Raw genomic sequence first — 21868 nt, 5'->3', positions numbered from 1 at the left:
TATTATAAGTCAACATTCAGTCCAACCACAAAACTCTTCGTCATCGGATAAGCATCATTGGTATAGGTACTTTTCTCCGGATCTAAGCCTTTAAAACTTGTCAATACCGCTAAATTATCGACCGAACCAAATACACGTAACTTCTGGATGCCCAGCTTCATCAGTAATTCTTTCTTAAAAGTATAGCCAAGCTGCAGATTTTTCACCCTTAAATAAGACATGTTTTGCAGCCAAAATGTGCTCAAATACGCATTTGGACTCGTTGATCCTAATGTACTTGGAAGCAACTTAGGATAATCAGCATCGCGATTGTCCAGGCTCCACATATTATTCCACTGGTCCTCAGTAATAGCCTGATTTGCCGTTCCTAAAAAGTTCGAATTCGCTTTGTTCATCCAAAATTCCTTTCTTCCTGTGGCGGCCTGCAACAGGAAAGAAAAATCAAAACCTTTGTAGTCCACCGAACCTCTAAATCCGTAATTCACCTTTGGTCTACCCAGTTGATAAGCTGGATATGCTACACGGTCATTCGCATCCAATTTGCCATCACCATTGACATCTTTCAACAAAATATCTCCCGGGGAAGCGCCCTGAGGAACAGCATTATAGACATCCTGCCAAGACTGAGCAATGCCCAACGATTCGAAAGCATAGATAAAATTATAAGGCATATCAATAAATACCGAACCTCTTTGCAACTGCTCATTCCAGGACAGCAGCTTGTTCTTGTTATACCCAACATTAAAGTTCAGCATGTAACCCACATCGCCCTTTCGGTCATTCCAGGTAACATTTGCTTCCAGCCCTTTATTCACCATATCACCAATATTACGTCGGGGGGCAGTGAATAAACCCGTCAGATGCATAGATACATCCGAAGGCCTGTTCATACCAATCGTCTTTCTTTCGTAATAATCCAGCTCCGCAGTCAGTTTATTTTTAAAGAATCCAAGATCCAAACCCAAATTAAACACACGTGTCTTTTCCCAGGTAAGGTCATAGTTGATCAGTTTCTTATTGATCAACCCTTTGACAACAGACCCTGTTCCTGTACTATTGTCAATCAAATAATAAGGACTAGAGACCAAAGATTGCTTCTGCTCATACAATCCGACACCACTATTATTCCCCAAAGAACCATAAGAAGCTCTAAATTTGGCCGAACTCATCCTGATCTTTTCCTTAAATGCCGACATAAATACCTCGTCTGAAATCCGCCAGCCCACTGCCGCTGATGGAAAAAAGCCATATTGATCACCCGGCAAGAAACGTGATGAACCATCTACCCGGAAGTTCCCTTCAAACATATACTTTCCGAAGGCCGTATAATTTAATCGTCCAATATAAGAACGCAAACCTTCTGCCGATGATGATCCCGACACATTTTGCACGTCTTCAGAAGCGCCATCAATTTCATGTAAACTAGGATGCAAACGATCTAAGCGACTACCTGCCAAAACACGATTGTTCCAATATTCTTCTGAGTACACGGCCAAAGCAGAGAAATCATGGTTAGCGCCAAACTTATGATCGTAACTCAATTTGAAGTTCAGCTGGGTTTTGTAATTGTTTCGGTCTGTATTATATATCCCATCATTTGTCGGCACAAGATCCCGGATAGACAATCCCGTCCGGATGTTATATAATTTTGTCGGCATATCTGCCTTCCATTGAAAACGCGTATCATAATTTAGGGCATAATCCACTTTAGCCTCAAATCCTTTAAATGGCTTCCAGTTTAAATAACCATTCACCAAAGCCTGCTTTTGATTCATGTGGTTTTGGTTGCGCGTCATGTAATCTGCATAAATATTATTGGCCTGCGGACTTTCATTGTAAGACATTGCACCGCCATAAAAACCGGTAATAGGATCATAAGGCAATATACCTGCTGGTGAGGTAAACAGATCCATCCCACTTGTCGAGTTGGCAGTCATACCGTCTTCGTAGTTATAACGGTAATCGGACCAGTTTCCGGAGAACCGCACTCCAGCACCGATGGTGTTGGTTACTTTGGTTTCGAAGTTAAATGCAGCATTATAACGTTTAAAATCATTATTGATCTGTATCCCCTTCTCATCCAGCATACCGACAGACAAATAGTAATTATTATTTTCAGTCCCCCCATTAATGGAAACATTATAATTCCCACTTTGACCATTGCGGAGAATAACATCCCACCAATCGGTACTTGGATATAATCTCGGGTCGATCATACTCAATGCCAACCATTCGTCGATGGTTCCATTCTTAAAATTGAATGCAGATGCGGCCGTATTATAGGCCTGTGCCCTTTGAGTAGCCGTCATCGCTTTTGCATAATTATTGACAAAATCAAAAGAGCGGGTAGGTTTCACCAGCGATTTGTTGGCACTAAAGGAAATAGCCGTCCTACTGTTTCTTTTACCAGACTTTGTCGTGATCAATACAACCCCATTGGCCGCTCTGGAACCGTATACTGCAGCCGAAGAAGCATCTTTTAGTACGGTCACACTTTCAATATCATTCACATTCACACGATTCATATTGACATCGGGCATTCCATCAACCACGATCAGCGGTCCAGCACTGTTGACCGTCCCCAATCCCCGAATCAAAAGATCCGCAGCATTATTTCCGGCCATTCCGGAGTTTTGACTTACGGCCAAACCAGGAATAACACCTTGCAATGCCTGCGAGGCATTGGAAAGACCCCGACTCGAGGTCGATTGATCAAAATTGACACTGGCCACAGCACCCGTCAAGTTGCCTTTTTTCTGCTTACCATACCCCACCACAACAACCTCATCCAGTGCATTTTCGCTCGCATCAAGCACCAAAGCCTGCACATCTTTCCCCGACACCACTTTTGTATTAAAACCGATTAACCGAAATTGAATCTGATCTGAAACGGACCCCGTTAATTTAAAACGACCTTCTTGATCCGTAACGGTAACAGTTGCATTTTTAAGGTTACGCACTTCTACACCGGACAGTGGCTGCCCTTTGGCGTCCAGCACCTGCCCGACAAGCTGCTGCTGAAATTTAGCTAAACCCGACGAAGGGTTTAAAACATCCGAGATCGGAATCTTTCCATTGTTAAGGGAAGAAGGTACATTTGCCAATGCAGCCATCGAAATAAAAGGTAGCCCCACCAAAAGGCAACTCCTGTTTATTACATCCCGGATTTTAATCTGCTTTAGTATCATGAATACTCAGGTTAAAGTGGTTAAATAAATGATTTATAAGCTCTTTAGTTTATTGGTATTTTTTCAGGAAACATAACGCTCGACCCTAATATGGTCTAAATTGTATTTCCATCGCTATCATAGTGAATACAATAATATATATTTTTTGTATACAATTCAATATTTTTTTTACTTTTTTACAAAAATAGGCTGGCTAACAAGTTCGTGACAATTCCACAACACCGCTCTTTTAGCTGTGTAATTATAAACTAAATCGTATTTAGCCTAGGCTGATAAAATATTTTTGTATACAATTTTACTTATTTTTTGTATATTTATTTTTATTCAACTACATTTGACTAACCAAATAAATCAAAGGAATAACCGTAGATCCTATATGAAAAAACAAACCTATATTTGGCTTGTATCGCTGATCCCGCTACTATCCTCCTGTTCTTCCGAGACGGAAAGAGAAAGTAAGCCAATAAATAACATCCAACTGGAGCACAGCATACTATCGCTATCAAAAGAAGCTACAAAACTCCATGTGCCATGGGATTTACAATATGACCGGATCAACGATGCCATTCTGTTTTCTGAAATCGGAGGAAGTATACGAAAACTGGATACTAAAACAAAAGCTGTTACTTTAGTGGACAGCCTCACCGACGTTTACCACCAGCGCACGTTGGGACTATTGGGAATGGCACTGTATCAACCCGAACAGCAACAGGCCTATCTTTACCTTTCTTACACCAGCAAAAAGGACAGTCTCATTTTCTCCAACTTATACCGCTACGATTATAGTCCGGTAGGCAAGTTGTCAGACCCAAAATTGCTTTTACAGATTCCTGGAAACACCGGACACAACGGTTCGAGGGTTATTGTTTCGACAGACAAAAAAGTCTATTGGGCTACAGGAGATGCAGCAAGTGATACCTTTGCGCAAGACAGCACCTCATTAAATGGCAAAATCTTACGCCTCAATCTCGACGGGAGCATCCCAAAAGACAATCCAATTGCAAACAGCTATGTCTATGCATGGGGATTTCGGAACATGCAGGGACTTACCCATGATGCAAAAGGCTTAATTTACACATCCGAACATGGCGATGCCATCGAGGATGAAATCAACCTGATCCAACCCCTAAAAAATTATGGCTGGCCGCAGATCGAAGGTATGATTGATACGGAAAAGGAAAAAACTATTGCCAAAAACTCCCCAAGACAGGAGCCTATTAAATCGTGGACTCCGGTCGTTGCACCATCCGGTATGGCGTATTACAGTTCCAATGTTATCCCTGAATGGCAACATAGTCTATTGCTCGCGACTTTAAAAAATCAGTCTTTACGTATCCTAAAATTATCCGCCGATGGTCAACAGATCATCGATGAGAAGATCCTATTCAAAGATCAACTTGGCCGGCTAAGATCCGTATTGACCTTACCCAATGGAGACATTTACTTCTGTTCAAGCAACCGTGACTGGAATCCGCAAAAGGGATTTCCAAAACCCGATGACGATGTGATCTATCGTCTCCGCATTACCGATAAAGCCTCTGCACCAATGATTAAACCCCTTGCAGCCAACACGGCCAACTCCCCTGCCAAAAGTGGTCAGGCATTATACGAAGCCTATTGCGCATCTTGTCATAAAGCAGATGGAAAGGGACTTACAAATACCTTTCCCCCGTTAGCCAATTCATCTCTTGTCAAAGGCGACCCAGCACCGCTATTGCAGGTTATCCTCCATGGACTGAAAGACAAAACAATAAACAACGTCAAATACGAAAGTGCAATGCCATCTTTTTCATTCCTGAAAAATGAAGAGGTCATTGAAATCACCAATTATATCCGCACACACTTTGGCAATTCTGCCCCTAAAATCAACCAACAGCATTTAACCTCATTACGATAAATTTCATGGAAAATAACCTCGAGCCAAAACCCTCTTTATTGAAAAGTTGGCTATCCATCTTGGGTCCCGGCATCATTACCGCCGCCCTGGTTTTCGGGCCCAGCAAAATGACCATCACATCAAAAATGGGTGCAGACTATGGCTTCTCTCTATTATGGGTTGTCGTCGTCGCCATCTTTTTTATGATGGTTTTCACCAATATGGCGGCACGTATCGGTATCGCGAGAGACGAATCTTTACTTGTTTTAATTCGCCAGAAATTTGGTAAAACAACATCCATCATCATTGGCCTCGGAATCTTCCTCGTTGCAACCTGTTTTCAATCGGGGAATGCGACAGGTGTCTCTATTTCCGTTTCGGAAGCCACGGGGACAAACCCCAAAATATGGATCATCGTTTTTAATGTCATCGGTATCCTACTGTTGTTCTTTAAGTCTTTCTACGCGCTATTGGAAAAGCTTATGCTTGGACTTATCATCCTGATGTTATTTGCTTTTCTTTCTACAGCCATTATGATAAAGACACCCGCACAGGACTTTTTCTTAGGTTTTATTCCCAGCATCCCACCTTCATCAGTAGGTTTGATCATCGCTTTTACGGCTTCTTGCTTTTCGATTGTGGGCGCATTTTATCAAAGTTATCTTGTTCAATCAAGAAGAAAATTATCGGCCAACAAACAGCGTACTGAACGACAGATAATCGGTAGCCGAATAGGTATTATTATTCTTGGCATCATGAGTGCAGCCGTTATGGTCTGTGCGGCAAATACGCTTCATCCCCAAGGGATCAAGTTAAATTCTGCCGCTGAGATGGGCCGTGCACTGGAACCGCTTTTGGGAACCTATGCTTCACACCTCTTTTTTATCGGTCTCTTCGGTGCCTCCTTTTCCTCCTTGATCGGCAATGCCGTATTAGGCGGATCCTTACTGGGCGACACCTTTGGCTTCGGCAACGATCTCAATCACCCTAAAGTGAAACTCTTTATTTCTTTGGTCATGATTTTTGGATCTGCCATCGCGCTTATCTTCGGAAACCTTCCCTTGGAGCTTATTGTTTTTGCGCAAAGCATCACCATTTTTTTAGTTCCCTTTATTGGTATCATCCTCTTTCTGATCGCGAACGACAAAGAAATTATGGGCACGCTCAGAAACAGCCCCTTAACGCGATTATGGGCTATACTCGGACTCATATTACTCGTTTTTCTTGCTTTTAGTAATCTCTATAATTTAATCAAATAATTCAGACATGGACCATAACAATTTAGCGGAATTGGAACAGCAGCTGCTTGCACCATCATTAGATCTAATTGAAGATATAAAAAAGATACAAGGTGATATCCTTTTCCTAGGTATTGGCGGAAAAATGGGGCCAAGCATGGCAAAACTAGCCATGCGGGCTATTCAAGCTGCAGGAATAGACAAAAAGGTCATTGGTGTTTCGCGTTTTTCAACCAAGGAACTTCAACAGGAACTGGAGGATCTAGGCATAAAGACAATCGCCTGTGACCTATTGAATGAGGAAGAACTCAAAAAGATCCCGCAGATTCCGAACGTCATTTACCTCGCAGGACATAAATTCGGCACCACAGGAAATGAAGATTTTACCTGGGCGATGAATACCTATCTTCCCGGAATGGTGGCTTCTCATTTTCAAGATTCCAACATTGTTGCTTTTTCTTCGGGTAACGTACTTCCATTTGTACCGATAAGCAATGGCGGCGTTTCTGAGGAAAGAACTCCGGAGCCTGTCGGCGAATACGCGCAATCCTGTTTGGGAAGAGAGCGTATATTCGAGTATTTTTCGAAGAAAAACGGTACACCTACCCTGATCTACCGATTGAATTATGCGGTGGATTTTCGCTACGGTGTGCTCGTAGAAATTGCCAAATCGGTCAAAGGGCAGCTCCCAATAGATTTGACAACCGAAAACGTCAACGTCATCTGGCAGGGAGATGCCAACGAAATTGCCTTAAGATCATTACTGCACTGTCAGTCTCCAGCCAAAATACTGAATGTCACGGGACCGGAAATCCTTTCTACACGATGGATCGCAGAGCGTTTTGCTGAGCATTTCAACACAAGGCCGATATTTGTAAATGAACCCGCCGGAACCGCTTTACTCAACAATGCGTCCGAATGCCATCGTTTATTTGGCTATCCGAAAACAACCATACGCGAAGCGATAGACATTACTGCCAAATGGTTGACCCAAGGCGGCGAACTATGGAATAAGGACACGCATTTTCAAGAACGAAAAGGAAAATTCTAATGAAAACTTTAGACAACAAATTACAACAGTTGCTTTGGGAAGGAACGGTTATTCCGGCACACCCCCTTGCCTTAAATGAGGACCGCAGCATTGACGAGACGCATCAACGGCTCCTGACGCAATATTACATAGCCAGTGGAGCCGGTGGAATCGCCGTAGCTGTACATTCAACCCAATTTGAAATCCGTGACCCCGAGATCAACCTTTTTGAAACCGTATTGAGATGGGCTAGCGAAGAAGTCGAGAAAGCGGCACTCCAACGACCATTTATCAAAATTGCGGGCATCTGCGGTGACACAGAACAAGCTGAACAGGAGGCAACGACTGCACTTAAATACGGTTATGATATTGGACTATTGAGTATGGGCGGCCTGCAGAGCTGGACTGAAAATGCCATATTAGATCGAGTCAGAGCAATAGCAGCCATTATTCCTGTCTTTGGATTCTATCTTCAACCCGCCGTTGGTGGCCGTATTTTCTCCTATTCCTTTTGGCAGCAGTTTGCCGAAATCGACAACGTTGTCGCTATCAAATGTGCGTCGTTCAACCGCTACCAAACATTAGACGTTATGCGTGCTATAGCCAACTCCAGCCGACGAGATCAAATTGCTATGTACACGGGCAATGATGACAATATTGTCAACGATCTGATGAGCGTGTATAATTTCCCCGTAGCGGGAGAAAACGTCGCCATAGAGTTTAAAGGTGGACTATTAGGCCACTGGGCTGTTTGGACGGCAAAAGCTGTTGAACTCCTTCAGGAAATAAAAACATACAAACAGGACCCCAATAACCTCCATGCGAGTCATCTCCTGAGCAAAGCGATTGCTGTAACAGACAGCAATGCAGCTTTTTTTGACCCAGCAAATGCATTCCATGGCTGTATACCAGGCTTACATGAGGTGCTCCGCAGACAAGGCCTGATGAAAGGGACCTGGTGCCTAAACCCCAACGAAAATCTATCCATCGGACAGCAAGAAGAAATTGATCGTGTATATAAAGACTACCCAGACTTAAACGACGATGAATTTGTCAAGGAATTTTTAAAATCGAGATCCTAATAATCGCTTCCTTATAGTCGCTTCCTTTTATAAGGTCTCATCACCCGGGCTAGTCATAGCTAACGACGTGATGGGACCTTTCTTTTTGTTCCAATTCATATTTTACGAATCAATGACCGATTAGGAGAAATAGCACAAGGCATGAAATGTTTGATTTTTATAACTTTGCATCATGACAACTTCCGAAAATATTATTGATTTCTATCAGCGGGTATTTCGAGAATCCAATTACCCATTTGGCTCCTCGCCCGAACAAATTTCTCATTTTAACATATTTTCACGTGAGCATTGTCCCTTAAAATCACCTTACAATAGAAAAGATTACTTCAAAATATCCCTCATGATCGGCCAGGGTCAATTGCATTATGGCGATCAATGGATCCCTATTGACCGTCCCGCACTTGTATTTTCAAGTCCGCTCGTTCCCTACTCTTGGGAAACAGACAATCCGGATCAGAAAGGATGGTTCTGTCTTTTTACGCAAAAATTCATTCAGGAAGACAAACATTATAACCATAACATTCTCGAAAGCCATTTTTTCAACCCTAGTGGTAGCCCAGTCTATTTCTTAACGAAAGAGCAGGTCGATCTTTTCGATCACATTTTTCAGCGTATGAATACCGAACTGCGCTCTGATTTTGCGTTCAAATATGAAATTATCCGGAATCAGTTACAGTTACTCGTTTTAGAAACGTTAAAACTAGCACCAAATGAGGGCATATCACCTTACCAAAATGCAAACCAGCGTATTTCCCACCTTTTCCTAGAACTCTTGGAACGCCAATTTCCGATTGACACCGAAAATTTACTTCGTTTTAAAAATGCAACGGATTACGCGCAACAGCTCAACATCCATGTCAATTCACTAAACAGGGCTTTGAAACAAAATACAGGAAAAACTACGCAAGAACTCATCGCACTGCGCATCACACAGGAAGCAAAGGCACTCCTTCAACATAGCAGCTGGAACATCAATGAAATCGCTTATGCCTTAGGTTTTGAAGAACCGGCGAACTTCAGTAATTATTTCAAAAAACATGCTGGTGTACCACCTTTAGCCTTTCGCAATAAGTCTGTTTGATTTTCACAATAATTTGTTTGAATTCTATAGCTTTCGAAACAGGCAATGATACTACTTTTGTCGACATCATATTTACCCAGCCAAAGAGAAAAAAGTGGCTGGCAGCATAAACGTCCATAGAGACGGGAAATTTAAAAAATTAGAGGATGGAAAAAAACACTAAACCACAGCAATCTTTTATCCCGACGATACTAGCATTTGCACTTGTTCCGATTACGGGACTTGCCACCGACATTTATCTTCCGTCAATGCCACAAATGGCCCAGGAGCTTGGCTTGAACGAAAGCAAAATCCAGTTAACACTTTCGCTTTTTCTAATCAGTTATGGTGTTGCACAGTTCTTTACAGGGGCACTGGTTGACGCTTGGGGAAGATATCGCATCAACCTCATATCGCTTTTCCTTTTCATTGTCAGCTTTTGGATCACAGCAAGCACACACGATATTTGGGTTATTTACCTGATGCGCATCCTTCAGGGAATCTTATCGGCATTTGTGGTCATATCAAAACGAGCCTACTTTGTGGATGTCTATGAAGGCGAGCAGCGCAAACACTACCTCAGCATTATGACCATCGTCTGGTCGATCGGGCCCATTGTCGCTCCTTTTATTGGTGGCTACCTCCAAACACAATTTGGTTGGCGTTCTAACTTTATGGTTCTGGCCGTTTACAGCGCCCTACTTTTTATCCTTGAACTGATCTTCTCTGGCGAAACAATCAAACAGAAAAAACCACTCCATATCAGCTACCTAATCGGCGAATTTAAAATGATGCTTAAAAGCAATGATTTCACCTTTGGAATAGTCATGTGTGGTATATCCTACGGTCTCGTTATGTTCTACAATCTCAGCGGCCCGTTTTTTATTGAACATCAACTGGGATATAGTGCGATTACAACCGGTTATACCTCACTTATTATGGGTTTGGCTTGGATGTGTGGTGGTTTTATTGGTAAAGCCCTTATTAAAAGAGCCTTGGTTCCAAAATTGAGAATCGCCAATTTTATTCAGATCAGCCTGATTGTATGTATGCTGATCGTCTCAACTTACCTGTCAAACTTATATACATTGACATTTTTCGCATTTGCCGTACATTGCACTGCAGGATTTATTTTTAACAATTATTTCAGCTACTGTTTGGGCAGGTTTCCACTGTCTGCAGGTATCGCCGGTGGATTGGTTGGCGGAATTACCTACCTCCTTACCTCTTCACTCAGTTACATCACCGTCAGCTTGGTAAACCCTTCTTCGCAGTTTCAGATTGGATTAGGTTATGGCATATTTGCGCTGTTGGGATTGACCACTTTATACGTTATTCGTAAGCTGGTCAAAAGCGTATAAGCTATGCGCTGGTTCTTCCAGCGACAGGGCAACAACAACCTGTAGCTGACCAACTACAAAACAGTTTTTAAAAGGTGAATTATTTTTAAAATAGTATTAAAAACAACTATATTTGTTGCATCATAATTTAGGTTTATAATTGGTTATTGAAGGTTTTCATTCTCCCCGTTTGAAAACCTTTTTTTTGCCTCCAAAAAAACCTTCGGTCTGCTTTTAGGGCTGCTGATGCTTACCCAATCGTGGAGACCTTTGCTTATTTTTTAATTGCTGCTTTCCTTGATACCGAATTTTTCAACATAGGTACGTGGACTCTCCTTATAGAATTTCTTAAATGTTTTGCTAAAATATTTTGGATCATTGAACCCGACCTGATAAGCCACCTCACTGATACTCAAACCAGTATCGTTCACTAAAATATAGGCTGCTTTCTTAAGACGTACCATATTAATAAATTCAACCAAATTCAGTCCCGTTTGCTGCTTAATCTTGCGGTACAAAACAGAGCGGCTCACGCCGATGGTTTTTGTAAGATCCTGCACTCCAAAATCTTCACAGCCCAGATTTTCTTCGACAACCTTCAATACCTGATCCAAGAAACGAGTTCTTTCGGGCAGATCTGTTCCTTGTGCTCCAAGAAGATAATTCTGTACAAACTTTTCCTCCAATCGTTTCCGCGTCTGTATGATGTTTGAAATTTTCTGAATGAGATGTGGCATACTGAAGGGCTTGGTAATGTAGTCATCTGTACCGATTTCAAACGCCTCTGTGATATAAGGATCAGCTGTACGGGCTGTCAAAAGAATCACAGGAATATGATTTGAACTACTATCCTTTTTAATCTGCTGCAAAAGTGTGATTCCATCACAGTTGGGCATCGTTACATCTGAAATGATAATGTCGGGCTGTCTTGCTTGTACCAATTCCAGCGCCTCAATACCATCATTAGCTTCTAAAACAATATATTTTTTCCGTAAGTTTTCACACAGAAAACAACGAAGCTCCACATTGTCCTCGGCAACAAGTATGATTGGCTTATCTTCATCCGCTGCAGAAGGCTCAATTTCTGTTTTTGTAGCATCCACATGTGGCATATCGGCATCCGCAGGGTCTGAGCATATCGTCGCTGCAGTACCGTCTAAAACCATAAGCTCTTCGACGAGGACATTACCTTGGGGCAGGCTGATCCGAAATACTGTATTGAAGTCTGCCGGCTCCTGTGCCATATTACTTTCAACAGTGAGTTTTCCGCCGTGCAGCTGTATGATCGAACGACAGAGTGCCAAACCTATTCCGCCATTGGTAGCCGATAGGCCTTTTGCATTGGCCTGATAAAATTGTTCAAATACAAAAGGTATATCTTTGGATGGGATTCCACGCCCCGAATCCCAAACGGAAACAAGCAGTTTCTCCAACTCGCCTTCTCCTTCTAGCTCAACCTGTATCTTTATTTTACCCCCCTTGTCCGTAAATTTAAACGCATTATAAATCAAATTGACAAGGACTTTTTCAAATTGCTCCGGATCAAAACCTCCAACATAATCAGGGCTTACCTTATTATCCAGGAAAAACTGAATATTATTTTTCTCGGCAATAAAGTGAAAATTCTGGCGAATGTTTTCCAAATACGTAGCAACATGAACCTTTTGGCAAAACAATTTCATCTTTCCGCCTTCATGTTTTCTGAAATCAAGCAGCTGATTAACCAGATTCATCAAGCGATTCGCATTTCTTGTTGCATAACCGAGATGCTCCTGTGCATATGCTGAAAGCGAGCGATCGTCTTTTAATTGATTTAACGGCCCAATAATTAATGACAATGGCGTACGGAATTCATGGGAGATATTGGTAAAGAAATTCAGTTTTGCTTCATGAAGCTCCTCCTGTTTTTCCGAATCTATTTTCCGAATCAAAAGGTCTTGTTTCAATTTGTTTCTACCGTGGAAAAATCGGATAACCAAAAAACTGACCGCAGCAAAAAGAAGAAAATAGCCGCTATAGGCCCACCATGTCCTCCATGGCGCGGGCAGCACTTTAATCTTCAAAACCGTTGCCTTTTCGTTCCATACCCCGTCGTTGTTGGCCCCTTTTACCCAAAGCTCGTAAGTACCGGGGTCTAAATTGGTATAAGTAGCCACGGGATTGCTCACATAATTCCAGTCTTGGTCAAAGCCTTTTAGATAATAAGCATATTGATTTTTCTCCGGATGAACATAATTCAATACACTGAATTCCAAACTAAAAACATTTTGATTGTGATCAAGAATTAATTCATCCATCATGGATATATCTTTAGGAATAACACCATCGAGGCCCGGGAGAACTGTTTTATTGAATAATTTCAACTCCGTAAACTGAATGGGGGGAATGTAATTATTGACACTTAAACTATCCGGATTAAATAGGGTGAAGCCAGAGAAACTTCCAAAGGCAAGTTTTCCGTCCCGCAACATTGCTGCTGCATTTTGAATATATTCGTTACCGGGAAGACCATCGATCTTCGTATAGGTTCGTACATGACCAGATAGGGGATCGAAACAAGAAATCCCCGTATTGGTGCTCAACCACAATTTGTTTTTCAGATCACTTAGAATAGCAAAAACATTGTTGATCGGCAATCCGTTTCGCTCATTAAACCTTTTGAACGCTTTCTTCTCTGGAAGATAAAGATTCAGCCCGCCCATGTACGTACCGATCCAAATATGTCCTTTCCGATCTTCATGGATACTCACAATATCATTTCCGCTAATTGAAAGGGAATCCTTCTTGTCATTTAGAAAGGAAACAAATTTATCGGTCCCTGCTAATTTTATATTTAAACCATTTGAAGTACCAATCCATAGATTACCTTTTGAATCCTCCAGTAAAGCGCGCACCATATTGGAACTCAACTGCTTTCTGGCAACGTTAAATGTCTGGAAAGTTCCTACTTTCTGGTTTTTACGAAGTACCTGTAGTCCTCCGCCGAAAGTGCCAATCCAAATATCGCCATTGCGATCCTCTAAGATCGCATACACATTATTATTTGCCAGGCCATTACTTACATTGGGGTCGAAACGAAAATGTTCATAGCCTTGCTGTCCCTTTCGTCTTAAATTCAACCCACCATCATAAGTACCTACCCATAAATTCCCTTCCTTATCTAAACAGATAGACTTCACATTATTATGACTTAGGCCATTCAGGTTATTTTTATCGTGACGTTCACTAAAAAAAGAATTCGTACGCCGATTAAAATAATTTAATCCTCCCCCCTCAGTTCCAATCACCAGTTCTCCCATAGCATTTTCAACAAATGCACTCACCACATTGTAACTTAAGCTATTGCGTTTAGATTGATGGGTGAAATTCTGAAAATTAGGAATATCCTTGTCATAAATATTAACCCCTCCAAAATAGGTTCCAATCCAAATAGACCCCCGCTTATCTTGAAATATAGGGCGAATGGAATTATTGCTTAAGCTATTGGGATTTCCATCGTCTGCCTGGATAAAAAGCAATTTTCCGTTTTGATAAACATATAGGCCATTGAATGTTCCAATCCAAATCTTTCCATCATCTGTTTTTTTTAAGGACCGCACATCTTGATTGGCCAAACCTGTATGATTTCCCTCTTCGGTTAACGAGGATATTTCGTCTGTATTCTCATTGATAATCCGAATACCATTATATTTTGTACCTACCCAAAATATACCTGGACTAACTTCCAAAACAGCCTGAAACCGTTGATTAACCTTATTATCTACCGATTTCTCTTTGAAGTAAGTCCGTAGCACCTTTAAGCTATTTCCATCTTTCGATGCGGCTTGCATGAGTACAATGGCATCATCGGTACAAAACCATAATCGCTTTCTGCGATCCTCATACATGGTGCGAAAATTACGATAGTATTCTTTTCCCTGGCTTCTTTCAACGGTAATCTCATTGAAGACCAATTCCGCTTCAGGATGCCGGCCCTCTTTGATCTTGTACAAGCCTATATTTGTCGCAATCCAAATCTTACCGTTGGAATCCTGAAAAATCTGGTGAACGTTGACATCCATTTTCCCACTGCTACTCTCTACCGTAGGTAATGGTATACGGCTAAAATTGTCTGATTCTCGATTGTATAAATTCAGACCTGTCATTGTCCCTATCCAAAGCCGCCTTTTGTTATCTTCCGTAATCGCTTGAATAAAGTTGTGCTCTAAGGAAAGGCTATCTTGCGGATTACTGCGATAAATTGTAAACTTTCGGGCGTCGTATTTATTTAAGCCATCACGGGTACCGATCCACATAAAACCCAAATGATCTTGGGCTATAGCGAAAACACTTCCTTGAGACAAACCTTCGTTGACATCCAAGTGTAAAAAACGATAGTTTTTTTCCTGCGCATGCAAAACAGAAATTAAAGCTAACGCACAGCAAAAACAGCGCATAAAAACACGTAATGGCATCATAAGGTATATAATTGAAATGGATGATAAAAATAATCATTCCATTGAATAAATACGAACAAGAATCACTTTAATCGATCTTTTAATTGTTGCTCATAAAGTGAGCCGATCGACATTATTCTGTTTTGATTTTCCCAGTAACCAGCATTTCTATTTTTCAATCTTCCAGCTACTTTTTCTCCCTTTACTCCTATGGCAAAATTTTGTCCGGAAGCCCAGGGCTGTTGTACGGTAGCACTTTTGACCGTACAATTCCATAAGACTTGTGTCACCCCAGCCCAGCCATGTCCACTTCCCCAGTTACCGCGGTCCTGAACATTAATTTCACCATCCGTTACGATTTGATCGTATAAGGTTCCAACAGCCCATCGATGATGTGGACCGATATCCGCATGTGTTCGCTCCGCGCTAGAAAGGCTAAAAACGTTTGGACCGAGGGTCCTAGCCCCTGTTACGTAATCATGGCGTCCTTCCGTGGTATAAAGTTCTTTAAATAAATTAAGCTGACCGTCATTATTGAATGAATACCTTCGGCCACCTGTAATTTGAGATTTTCCATCCAGGCACCGCGACTTCATTACTGTAATCTGTTTGGCAAAAGCGCCAAGACTCACCGCTGCATAACCAAAATAACGCGCGGTAATATTGCGCACCCAACCATTCGCTATTTTATCCATATCAATTGCAATCCAGCCGTGGTTTTCGTCTTCATCACTTACAAAATCGGATTCGAAACGTATATTTTCGATTCCAACTTCACTTATACGTCCGTCAAAGGTGTAAGGAATGACAGCCACTTTTCCATACCTCGGATCAATCGCCATCACCAAGGGATTATCAAAAAATACAGAGTCACCTTTAATGGCCAAAATAGTACGTTCAAAATTTAGCTTATATTCCCGCGCGGTCCACTGTTTCGTCCCTTCTCTCTTTTCAATTTGGTTCATTCGAAGCGCTTCGATCCAGGCGTCGTTCATCTCATACGAGAGCAGTACCTGCTCGCCCACTTTCCTTTCCTTCGCATGATCGATTAGGCCATATTTAGCCCCTACAGGTCCATATCCATTCTTAACAAACTGTTTTCTTGCCTGGTCCACTGAATAATTACCTGTACCTGAAATCTTCAATAAGCTCCGTTGGTGCTGTCCTGTAGCTTTAAGCAGGGTTTGCCCTATTGCATCGCCCTCCCCTCTCAACACGACACCGCTGGCGTGGATTTCCAAGCTTCCAGGTATATTGTACAGGCCTTTTTTCAACAAAATAGCCCCTCTATAACCATTTTTATCAAGTGGTTTTGCAGATACAGCATCGATAGCCTGCTGTATAATTTGTTGATCATCGCCATTCACACTGGGTTTTACAGTAATCACAACAGGTACATTGGGCAGCTTTTGATCACCTTGATGATAGCCCACATGGCTAAAGTCGGGGATTACATTTCCCTGTGCATCTGGAAAATAGATCAATTGTCCCGCTGGATTTTTCCGGACCAGATCCGATTGAACTTTTCCGGACTGTAGATCTTCTTGCCGATGCAGTGCTTCCAAAAAGTAATAATCGGCATAACTCAATGGTTTATCCACTTCAGTATTGGAAGGTTTCGATCCTGTACTGTGTAACAATATAAAACCTCTACTTTTATTTGGTGGCGACATGTAATTGTCTATCAGATTCGCCAATATGGTCTGTGCTTTTGCACGATAATCTTTCCCTTGGTTGCTATACGTGCTTAATTCCAACAGCCCCGACGCTATGACTGTCGCTGCCGACACATCCCGTGGTTCATTTGGAATATTCGGCGCATCGAAATCCCAGTAAGGGATCAAGTCTTTCGGCATATTGGGATGTGAAAACAGCCAATGCGCAACTTTTTCGGCTTGCTGCAGATATTTCGGATCTCCAGTTTCTCTGTAACACATCGTATAGCCATACAGTGCCCAGGCTTCACCCCGCGACCATGTCGATTCATCACTTAAGCCCTGATGGGTGTTTTTATGCTGCACAGCTCCTGTTTTCGGATTATAGTCTATTACATGGTATGTGCTGTAATCTGGCCTAAAATGATTTTTTAGCGTTGTATTGGCGTGGCTCACCGCAATATGATAATAAGTAGAATCTCCCGTAAGTTTGGTTGCTTCAAACAGCAATTCTAGATTGAGCATATTATCGATGATGACCGGAAAATCCCAGCGATGGCTATTGTGATCCCACGAACGTATACAGCCGACTGTGGGATTGAAGCGGGTTGCCAGCGTTTTGGCAGCCTGAACAAGCACCTCCCGGTACTGTGGATTTGCGGTTAACCGATAACCGTTTCCTACACTACAGTAGATCTTAAAGCCCATATCATGGGTCTTTCCATTAAATTGCTCCGCTTCGATCGAACGTGTCGTTTCTGAAGCAAGATCTCTCCACTTTTGTTTTCCCGATTTTTCGTAGAGATACCACAGGACGCCAGGAAAAAAGCCACTGGTCCAGTCCCCCCTTTTCACGGCGACCAGTTTGTTATCTGAGGAAAGCGTACGTGGCGATACCAAGGATGAATCACTTTTTTTCAAGAGCTGCAATTCTTTATAAAGTAGCTCAGCTTGTTGATCTGCAAGCCCCCAAGCTTTTTGCAGCTGCTTTGTGCTCTGTGCCTCAACATGTTGAAAAGCACACAAAATTCCAGTCAAAAAGAGTGCTTTGGCAATAGATGACCTTTTTAAATTTCGAAAGCGCAAAAAGAGGGTATATCTTCGCAAAGACGTCGCATTAACATTCATGTTATCTGTAGGTTTTTAAGGTGAAATGGTTAAATTATTTTATAAGGGGGCTAGGAAAATCAAAGCCATATAATTGGGTTGCGAATGGGTAAATTTCGAATAACCTCTTCTTGTTCGGGGGCATGGTCAAGCTTTTCCCAAAGCTGCAGATAGTCTTTATTCTGGAAAGCCGCTGCCGAAAAGACAAGTGCCGGATGTGCAATTGGCCATTGATCCCAATACATGACATCTTTCTGGTAAGGCCATTTTTCTTTAGCTGCAATATAGGGGACCATAAAATCAATTCCCGTTTTTATGTTCCGCCCATCAGACAATGTATACTGCCAAAGGGAGGTGTTGGTCTTGGACAAAATCTGGCAGATCATGGTCATCGCATCCAGATTAAACAACGCGTATCCATAAGGTTTTGTCCGCTGTAATTCCCTCGGGAAGCTACCATTAGCGTCCATTTGATTCGGCAGCAGCACATGCGCATAACGATCTGCACATGTATTGAGTAATACAGTGTCTTGCACTAAACTCGAAAATGCGGCTACCTGCATCACCCAACATGTACCATGGTTGTTGGCGGCATTCATTTCATCGATACCATATTGATGCGTTGTAATCCAGCGTAAATAGGCCGCAAACCAGCGATGTATGGCATCCTTGGCTGCCTGTGGAAAATTGGGGTCGTTTTCAAATATCTTTACGCCCTGTGCAACTTCCATCAGATGAATGGTATCAATAATGCCTATTCCTCGTCCTGTAAAACGCCCTTGTATAGCCTGCGCGTAAAGAAGATTCGGATTCATCATCGTTTCTGCATCAACGAACCAAGCCTTTAAATGACGAAGTGCCTGCTGTACATATTTTTTATCCGGATTCAAACGATAGGCTGAGGCCAGTGCGCCCACGATTCGGCTGAAGCGGATCATTGCTTTACGATGTTCAACGAAATTGGCCGGATTAGTCATCCCATCCCGTTGGATATAGGGTGCAGCTGGATCTTTGGGATCGGGCCACCAATAATCGCCTTCAGAATAAAAATCATGAATACCCCCGGCACTCCGGACCGCGCTATATGCTGTCACAGTCAATGGTTTCTGCTTCATCGCCCATTTGGACTGCTTTAGAATAACAGGACGCAGCGTCTGGATGATCTCCTGCTCAAAAACACCTTCCTTAATTTTTGCCTTCAAAAATAAGGGGGAAATTACGATCCCGAGAAGACAGCCCATGATGCTAACAATTGATTTAGATTTCATTTTTCCTGTATTTTGATTTATAGCGGAACAATACGATACCGTTTACCTTTTATGGTCTCAAATTGAACTTCGAATGCTTTCGCAGCTGCTAACGATGGCAATTTGGACGGATCAGCGATCGTATACGGTAGTTGTTCCGGTTTATATAATAGCGTATTGTCTGTGACAACTGCCTGATTTGATTCGATGCCGACAACTTTAACGGGTAAAGGTGTACGCAAACGACAAACACCTCCAATATTGGATATGATCATTGCTTCGGTCAATACGTTATTTTTCCAGGCAATGTCTACGGTAAAGTTTCCCCTGGCCTTAATTCCTTTAATCGTCCCAGCAGACCATTCATCAGGTAGAGCCGGCAATAAATGAACAGCACCATCGTGACTTTGCAGCAACATTTCAGTCATTCCGGCCGTAGCACCAAAATTACCGTCAATTTGAAAAGGTGGGTGTGCATCAAATAAATTCGGATAGGCTCCACCACCGCTCATCTGAGCACGATCCAATTTAGGATCGATAAAATTTAAGGCATCCTTGAGGATTTTATAGGCATGATTTCCATCCTGAAGCCTCGCCCACCAATTTGTCTTCCAGGCCATCGACCAGCCGGTACTGACATCGCCCCTTAAAAGCAATGAACGCTTGGCGGCCGCAGCCAAAGCCTTGTTTTCCGCAAGACTGATCTGATTGCCCGGGTATAAACCAAATAAGTGGGAAATATGCCGATGCTGATCTTTTGGATCATCCCAATCTTTAAACCACTCTTGTAATTGTCCATATTGGCCCACCTGATAGGGATAAAGCTTTTCCTTCGCTGCTTCTAGTGCAGTTTTAAATTCAGGATCAACACGCAATATCGTACATGAACGAATAACAGCGGTAAAAAGCTCACGAATGATCGCCATATCCATGGTAGAGGCCATGGTCAATTGATATTCTTTACCTGCTATTTTAATTGTATTTTCAGGTGAAGTGGAAGGATTGGTCACGAGATATTTACTTCCGGGATCTGCAATCAGCCATTGCAGCATAAATTGGGCCGCCCCTTTCATCAATGGGTAGGCCTTCTCCTTCAAGAAAGTTTTGTCACCCGTAAAGCGATAGTGTTCCCATAAATGTGTGCTCAACCAGGCACCTGCCATAGGCCATGCCGACCAGCGTGGCATTCCTTTGAGATCCCAATCATATCCGCCCGGAGGGGAAGTTTTAGCCCATAGATCGGAATTATGATGCACAACCCAGCCCTTATCGACATGATAATTTATCGATGCTGTTTTAGCCCCGTTGATCGCCAGCTCCTCCATAAAATCAAACAAAGGCTGATGACATTCTGCAAGATTGGTATTTTCCGCAAGCCAATAATTCATTTCTGTATTGATATTGGTCGTGTAATTACTTCCCCACGGTGGCTGCACATGATCATTCCAGATCCCCTGTAAATTTGCAGGCCTTCCTCCTTGCCTGGAACTGGCTATCAGCAAGTAGCGTCCAAAATGATAATACAGCGTCAGAAGCCCCAAATCGGCCGGTCCTTTGGAAAACTGCATGACACGCTGGTCTGTAGGTAATTTATCATGAGCAGAAGTACCGGTCAGCGCAAAGGCTACACGATTGAATAGCGTTTGATAATCCCTTTGATGGTTCGCAAGTAAGGTCTGAAAATTCTTTTTGGAGACCGTATTCATGCGGTTTTTTGCGAGCAGCGTGGCATCTTTACCTTCCTGACTCGGAGACTTATCAAAACCGTTAAAGCTTGTCGCTTCTGTCAAAAATAAAATCACCTCATCAGCGCCTATAATTTTAAGCTTATCCGGCTCTTTTTTCACCACACCACCGGTAGTTTTTACACTGACCTGCATCGCAAAGGTCATCCCTTTTCCGCCAACACTATCGTACACCACCTGTTGGGGTTCATAATCCCTATTGGCGACAAAACTCGGCGCCTTACCCTGAAGGGTCAGTTGATTATCCCCTTGGGTCGAAACGCTATATCGGAGCTTACTGGTCAAGGAAAGATCCAAGGTAATTGATTTTTTCTTGTCTGCTTTCAATCGAACCACCAATGCTTTATCCGGAAAGCTGACAAAACTTTCCCTTTGGTATCGAACACCTTGATACGAATAGCTCACCTGATTGATCGCTCGTTCAAGATCCAGCTCCCGTTTATAATCTTTGACCTTTTTTTCGTCCTGATGAAAGTCCAACCATAAATCGCCCATGGGTAGATACCGAGCAGAATAAGGTCCTTGCATTTTCTTCCAAAGAACTGCTGCCTCTTCATATTTTCCAGCAAAGATGGCTTGGCGCACTTGGGGTAAGACCTGCGGGCCGTTTTGATTATTGCCCGCATCGGGTTCACCCGACCACAGCGTATTATCGTTAATTTGAAACCTATCTTTACTTAGCCCTCCAAAGACCATCGCTCCTGTTGTGCCATTTCCAAGTGGCAGTGCCTCTTCCCACAGTGTGGCCGGTTGATTATACCAAAGCTTCAGCTGCGGCGAATTGCTTTGTGCACGGCATGGAGCAATCGTCCCCAGGAGGCCGAGCAGTAAAAAGAAGTTCAAATGATTCGTTGCTTTTAACAT

11 protein-coding genes are annotated in these 21868 nt (G+C 42.5%); 6 read left to right on the top strand and 5 right to left on the bottom strand.

What is annotated here, in order from left to right:
• Positions 1-2: 2 nt before the first annotated feature.
• Complete coding sequence (locus ACLCDV_RS09225; protein ID WP_411973493.1) at positions 3-3188, bottom strand: SusC/RagA family TonB-linked outer membrane protein; 3186 nt, start codon at positions 3186-3188, stop codon at positions 3-5.
• Positions 3189-3564: 376 nt separating this feature from the next.
• Between ACLCDV_RS09225 and ACLCDV_RS09220 the strand changes: the two genes are divergently transcribed.
• The 6 genes from ACLCDV_RS09220 (at position 3565) to ACLCDV_RS09195 (ending at position 10835) form a co-directional block, all read left to right on the top strand.
• Positions 3565-5085 (top strand): PQQ-dependent sugar dehydrogenase, encoded by a 1521-nt coding sequence (locus tag ACLCDV_RS09220; protein ID WP_411973492.1) that lies wholly within the window; start codon positions 3565-3567, stop codon positions 5083-5085.
• Positions 5086-5090: 5 nt separating this feature from the next.
• Positions 5091-6323, top strand: a complete 1233-nt coding sequence (locus tag ACLCDV_RS09215; protein ID WP_294184576.1) for an Nramp family divalent metal transporter — start codon at positions 5091-5093, stop codon at positions 6321-6323.
• Between the two features lie 7 nt (positions 6324-6330).
• Entirely contained in the window at positions 6331-7353 is a 1023-nt protein-coding gene (locus ACLCDV_RS09210; protein WP_294184578.1) for an NAD-dependent epimerase/dehydratase family protein, read from the top strand.
• On the top strand, positions 7353-8414 hold the full coding sequence (locus tag ACLCDV_RS09205; RefSeq protein WP_317667523.1) for a dihydrodipicolinate synthase family protein: 1062 nt from the start codon (positions 7353-7355) through the stop codon (positions 8412-8414). Before ACLCDV_RS09210 ends, ACLCDV_RS09205 begins: the two co-directional genes overlap by 1 nt.
• Before the next feature lie 172 nt (positions 8415-8586).
• Positions 8587-9495, top strand: a complete 909-nt coding sequence (locus ACLCDV_RS09200; RefSeq protein ID WP_317667525.1) for a helix-turn-helix domain-containing protein — start codon at positions 8587-8589, stop codon at positions 9493-9495.
• Between the two features lie 146 nt (positions 9496-9641).
• Positions 9642-10835 (top strand): MFS transporter, encoded by a 1194-nt coding sequence (locus ACLCDV_RS09195; RefSeq protein WP_411973491.1) that lies wholly within the window; start codon positions 9642-9644, stop codon positions 10833-10835.
• A gap of 260 nt (positions 10836-11095) precedes the next feature.
• On the opposite strand, the gene ACLCDV_RS09190 is transcribed toward ACLCDV_RS09195, so the two are convergent.
• The 4 genes from ACLCDV_RS09190 to ACLCDV_RS09175 form a co-directional block, all read right to left on the bottom strand.
• Positions 11096-15271 carry a two-component regulator propeller domain-containing protein gene (locus ACLCDV_RS09190; RefSeq protein WP_411973490.1) on the bottom strand — a complete coding sequence of 1392 codons (4176 nt, stop codon included), beginning with the start codon at positions 15269-15271 and terminating at the stop codon, positions 11096-11098.
• A gap of 62 nt (positions 15272-15333) precedes the next feature.
• Entirely contained in the window at positions 15334-18033 is a 2700-nt protein-coding gene (locus ACLCDV_RS09185) for a glycoside hydrolase family 88 protein (RefSeq protein ID WP_411973489.1), read from the bottom strand.
• Positions 18034-18092: 59 nt separating this feature from the next.
• Complete coding sequence (locus tag ACLCDV_RS09180) at positions 18093-19280, bottom strand: alginate lyase family protein (protein ID WP_411973488.1); 1188 nt, start codon at positions 19278-19280, stop codon at positions 18093-18095.
• 17 nt (positions 19281-19297) lie between these two features.
• Positions 19298-21868, bottom strand: a complete 2571-nt coding sequence (locus ACLCDV_RS09175) for a glycosyl hydrolase family 95 catalytic domain-containing protein (RefSeq protein ID WP_411973487.1) — start codon at positions 21866-21868, stop codon at positions 19298-19300.

This window comes from Sphingobacterium sp. Lzh-3 (assembly GCF_046764375.1).
GTDB lineage: Bacteria > Bacteroidota > Bacteroidia > Sphingobacteriales > Sphingobacteriaceae > Sphingobacterium.
Note: the sequence above shows the minus strand (reverse complement) of the source record. Positions and strands in the feature narration are given on the sequence as shown.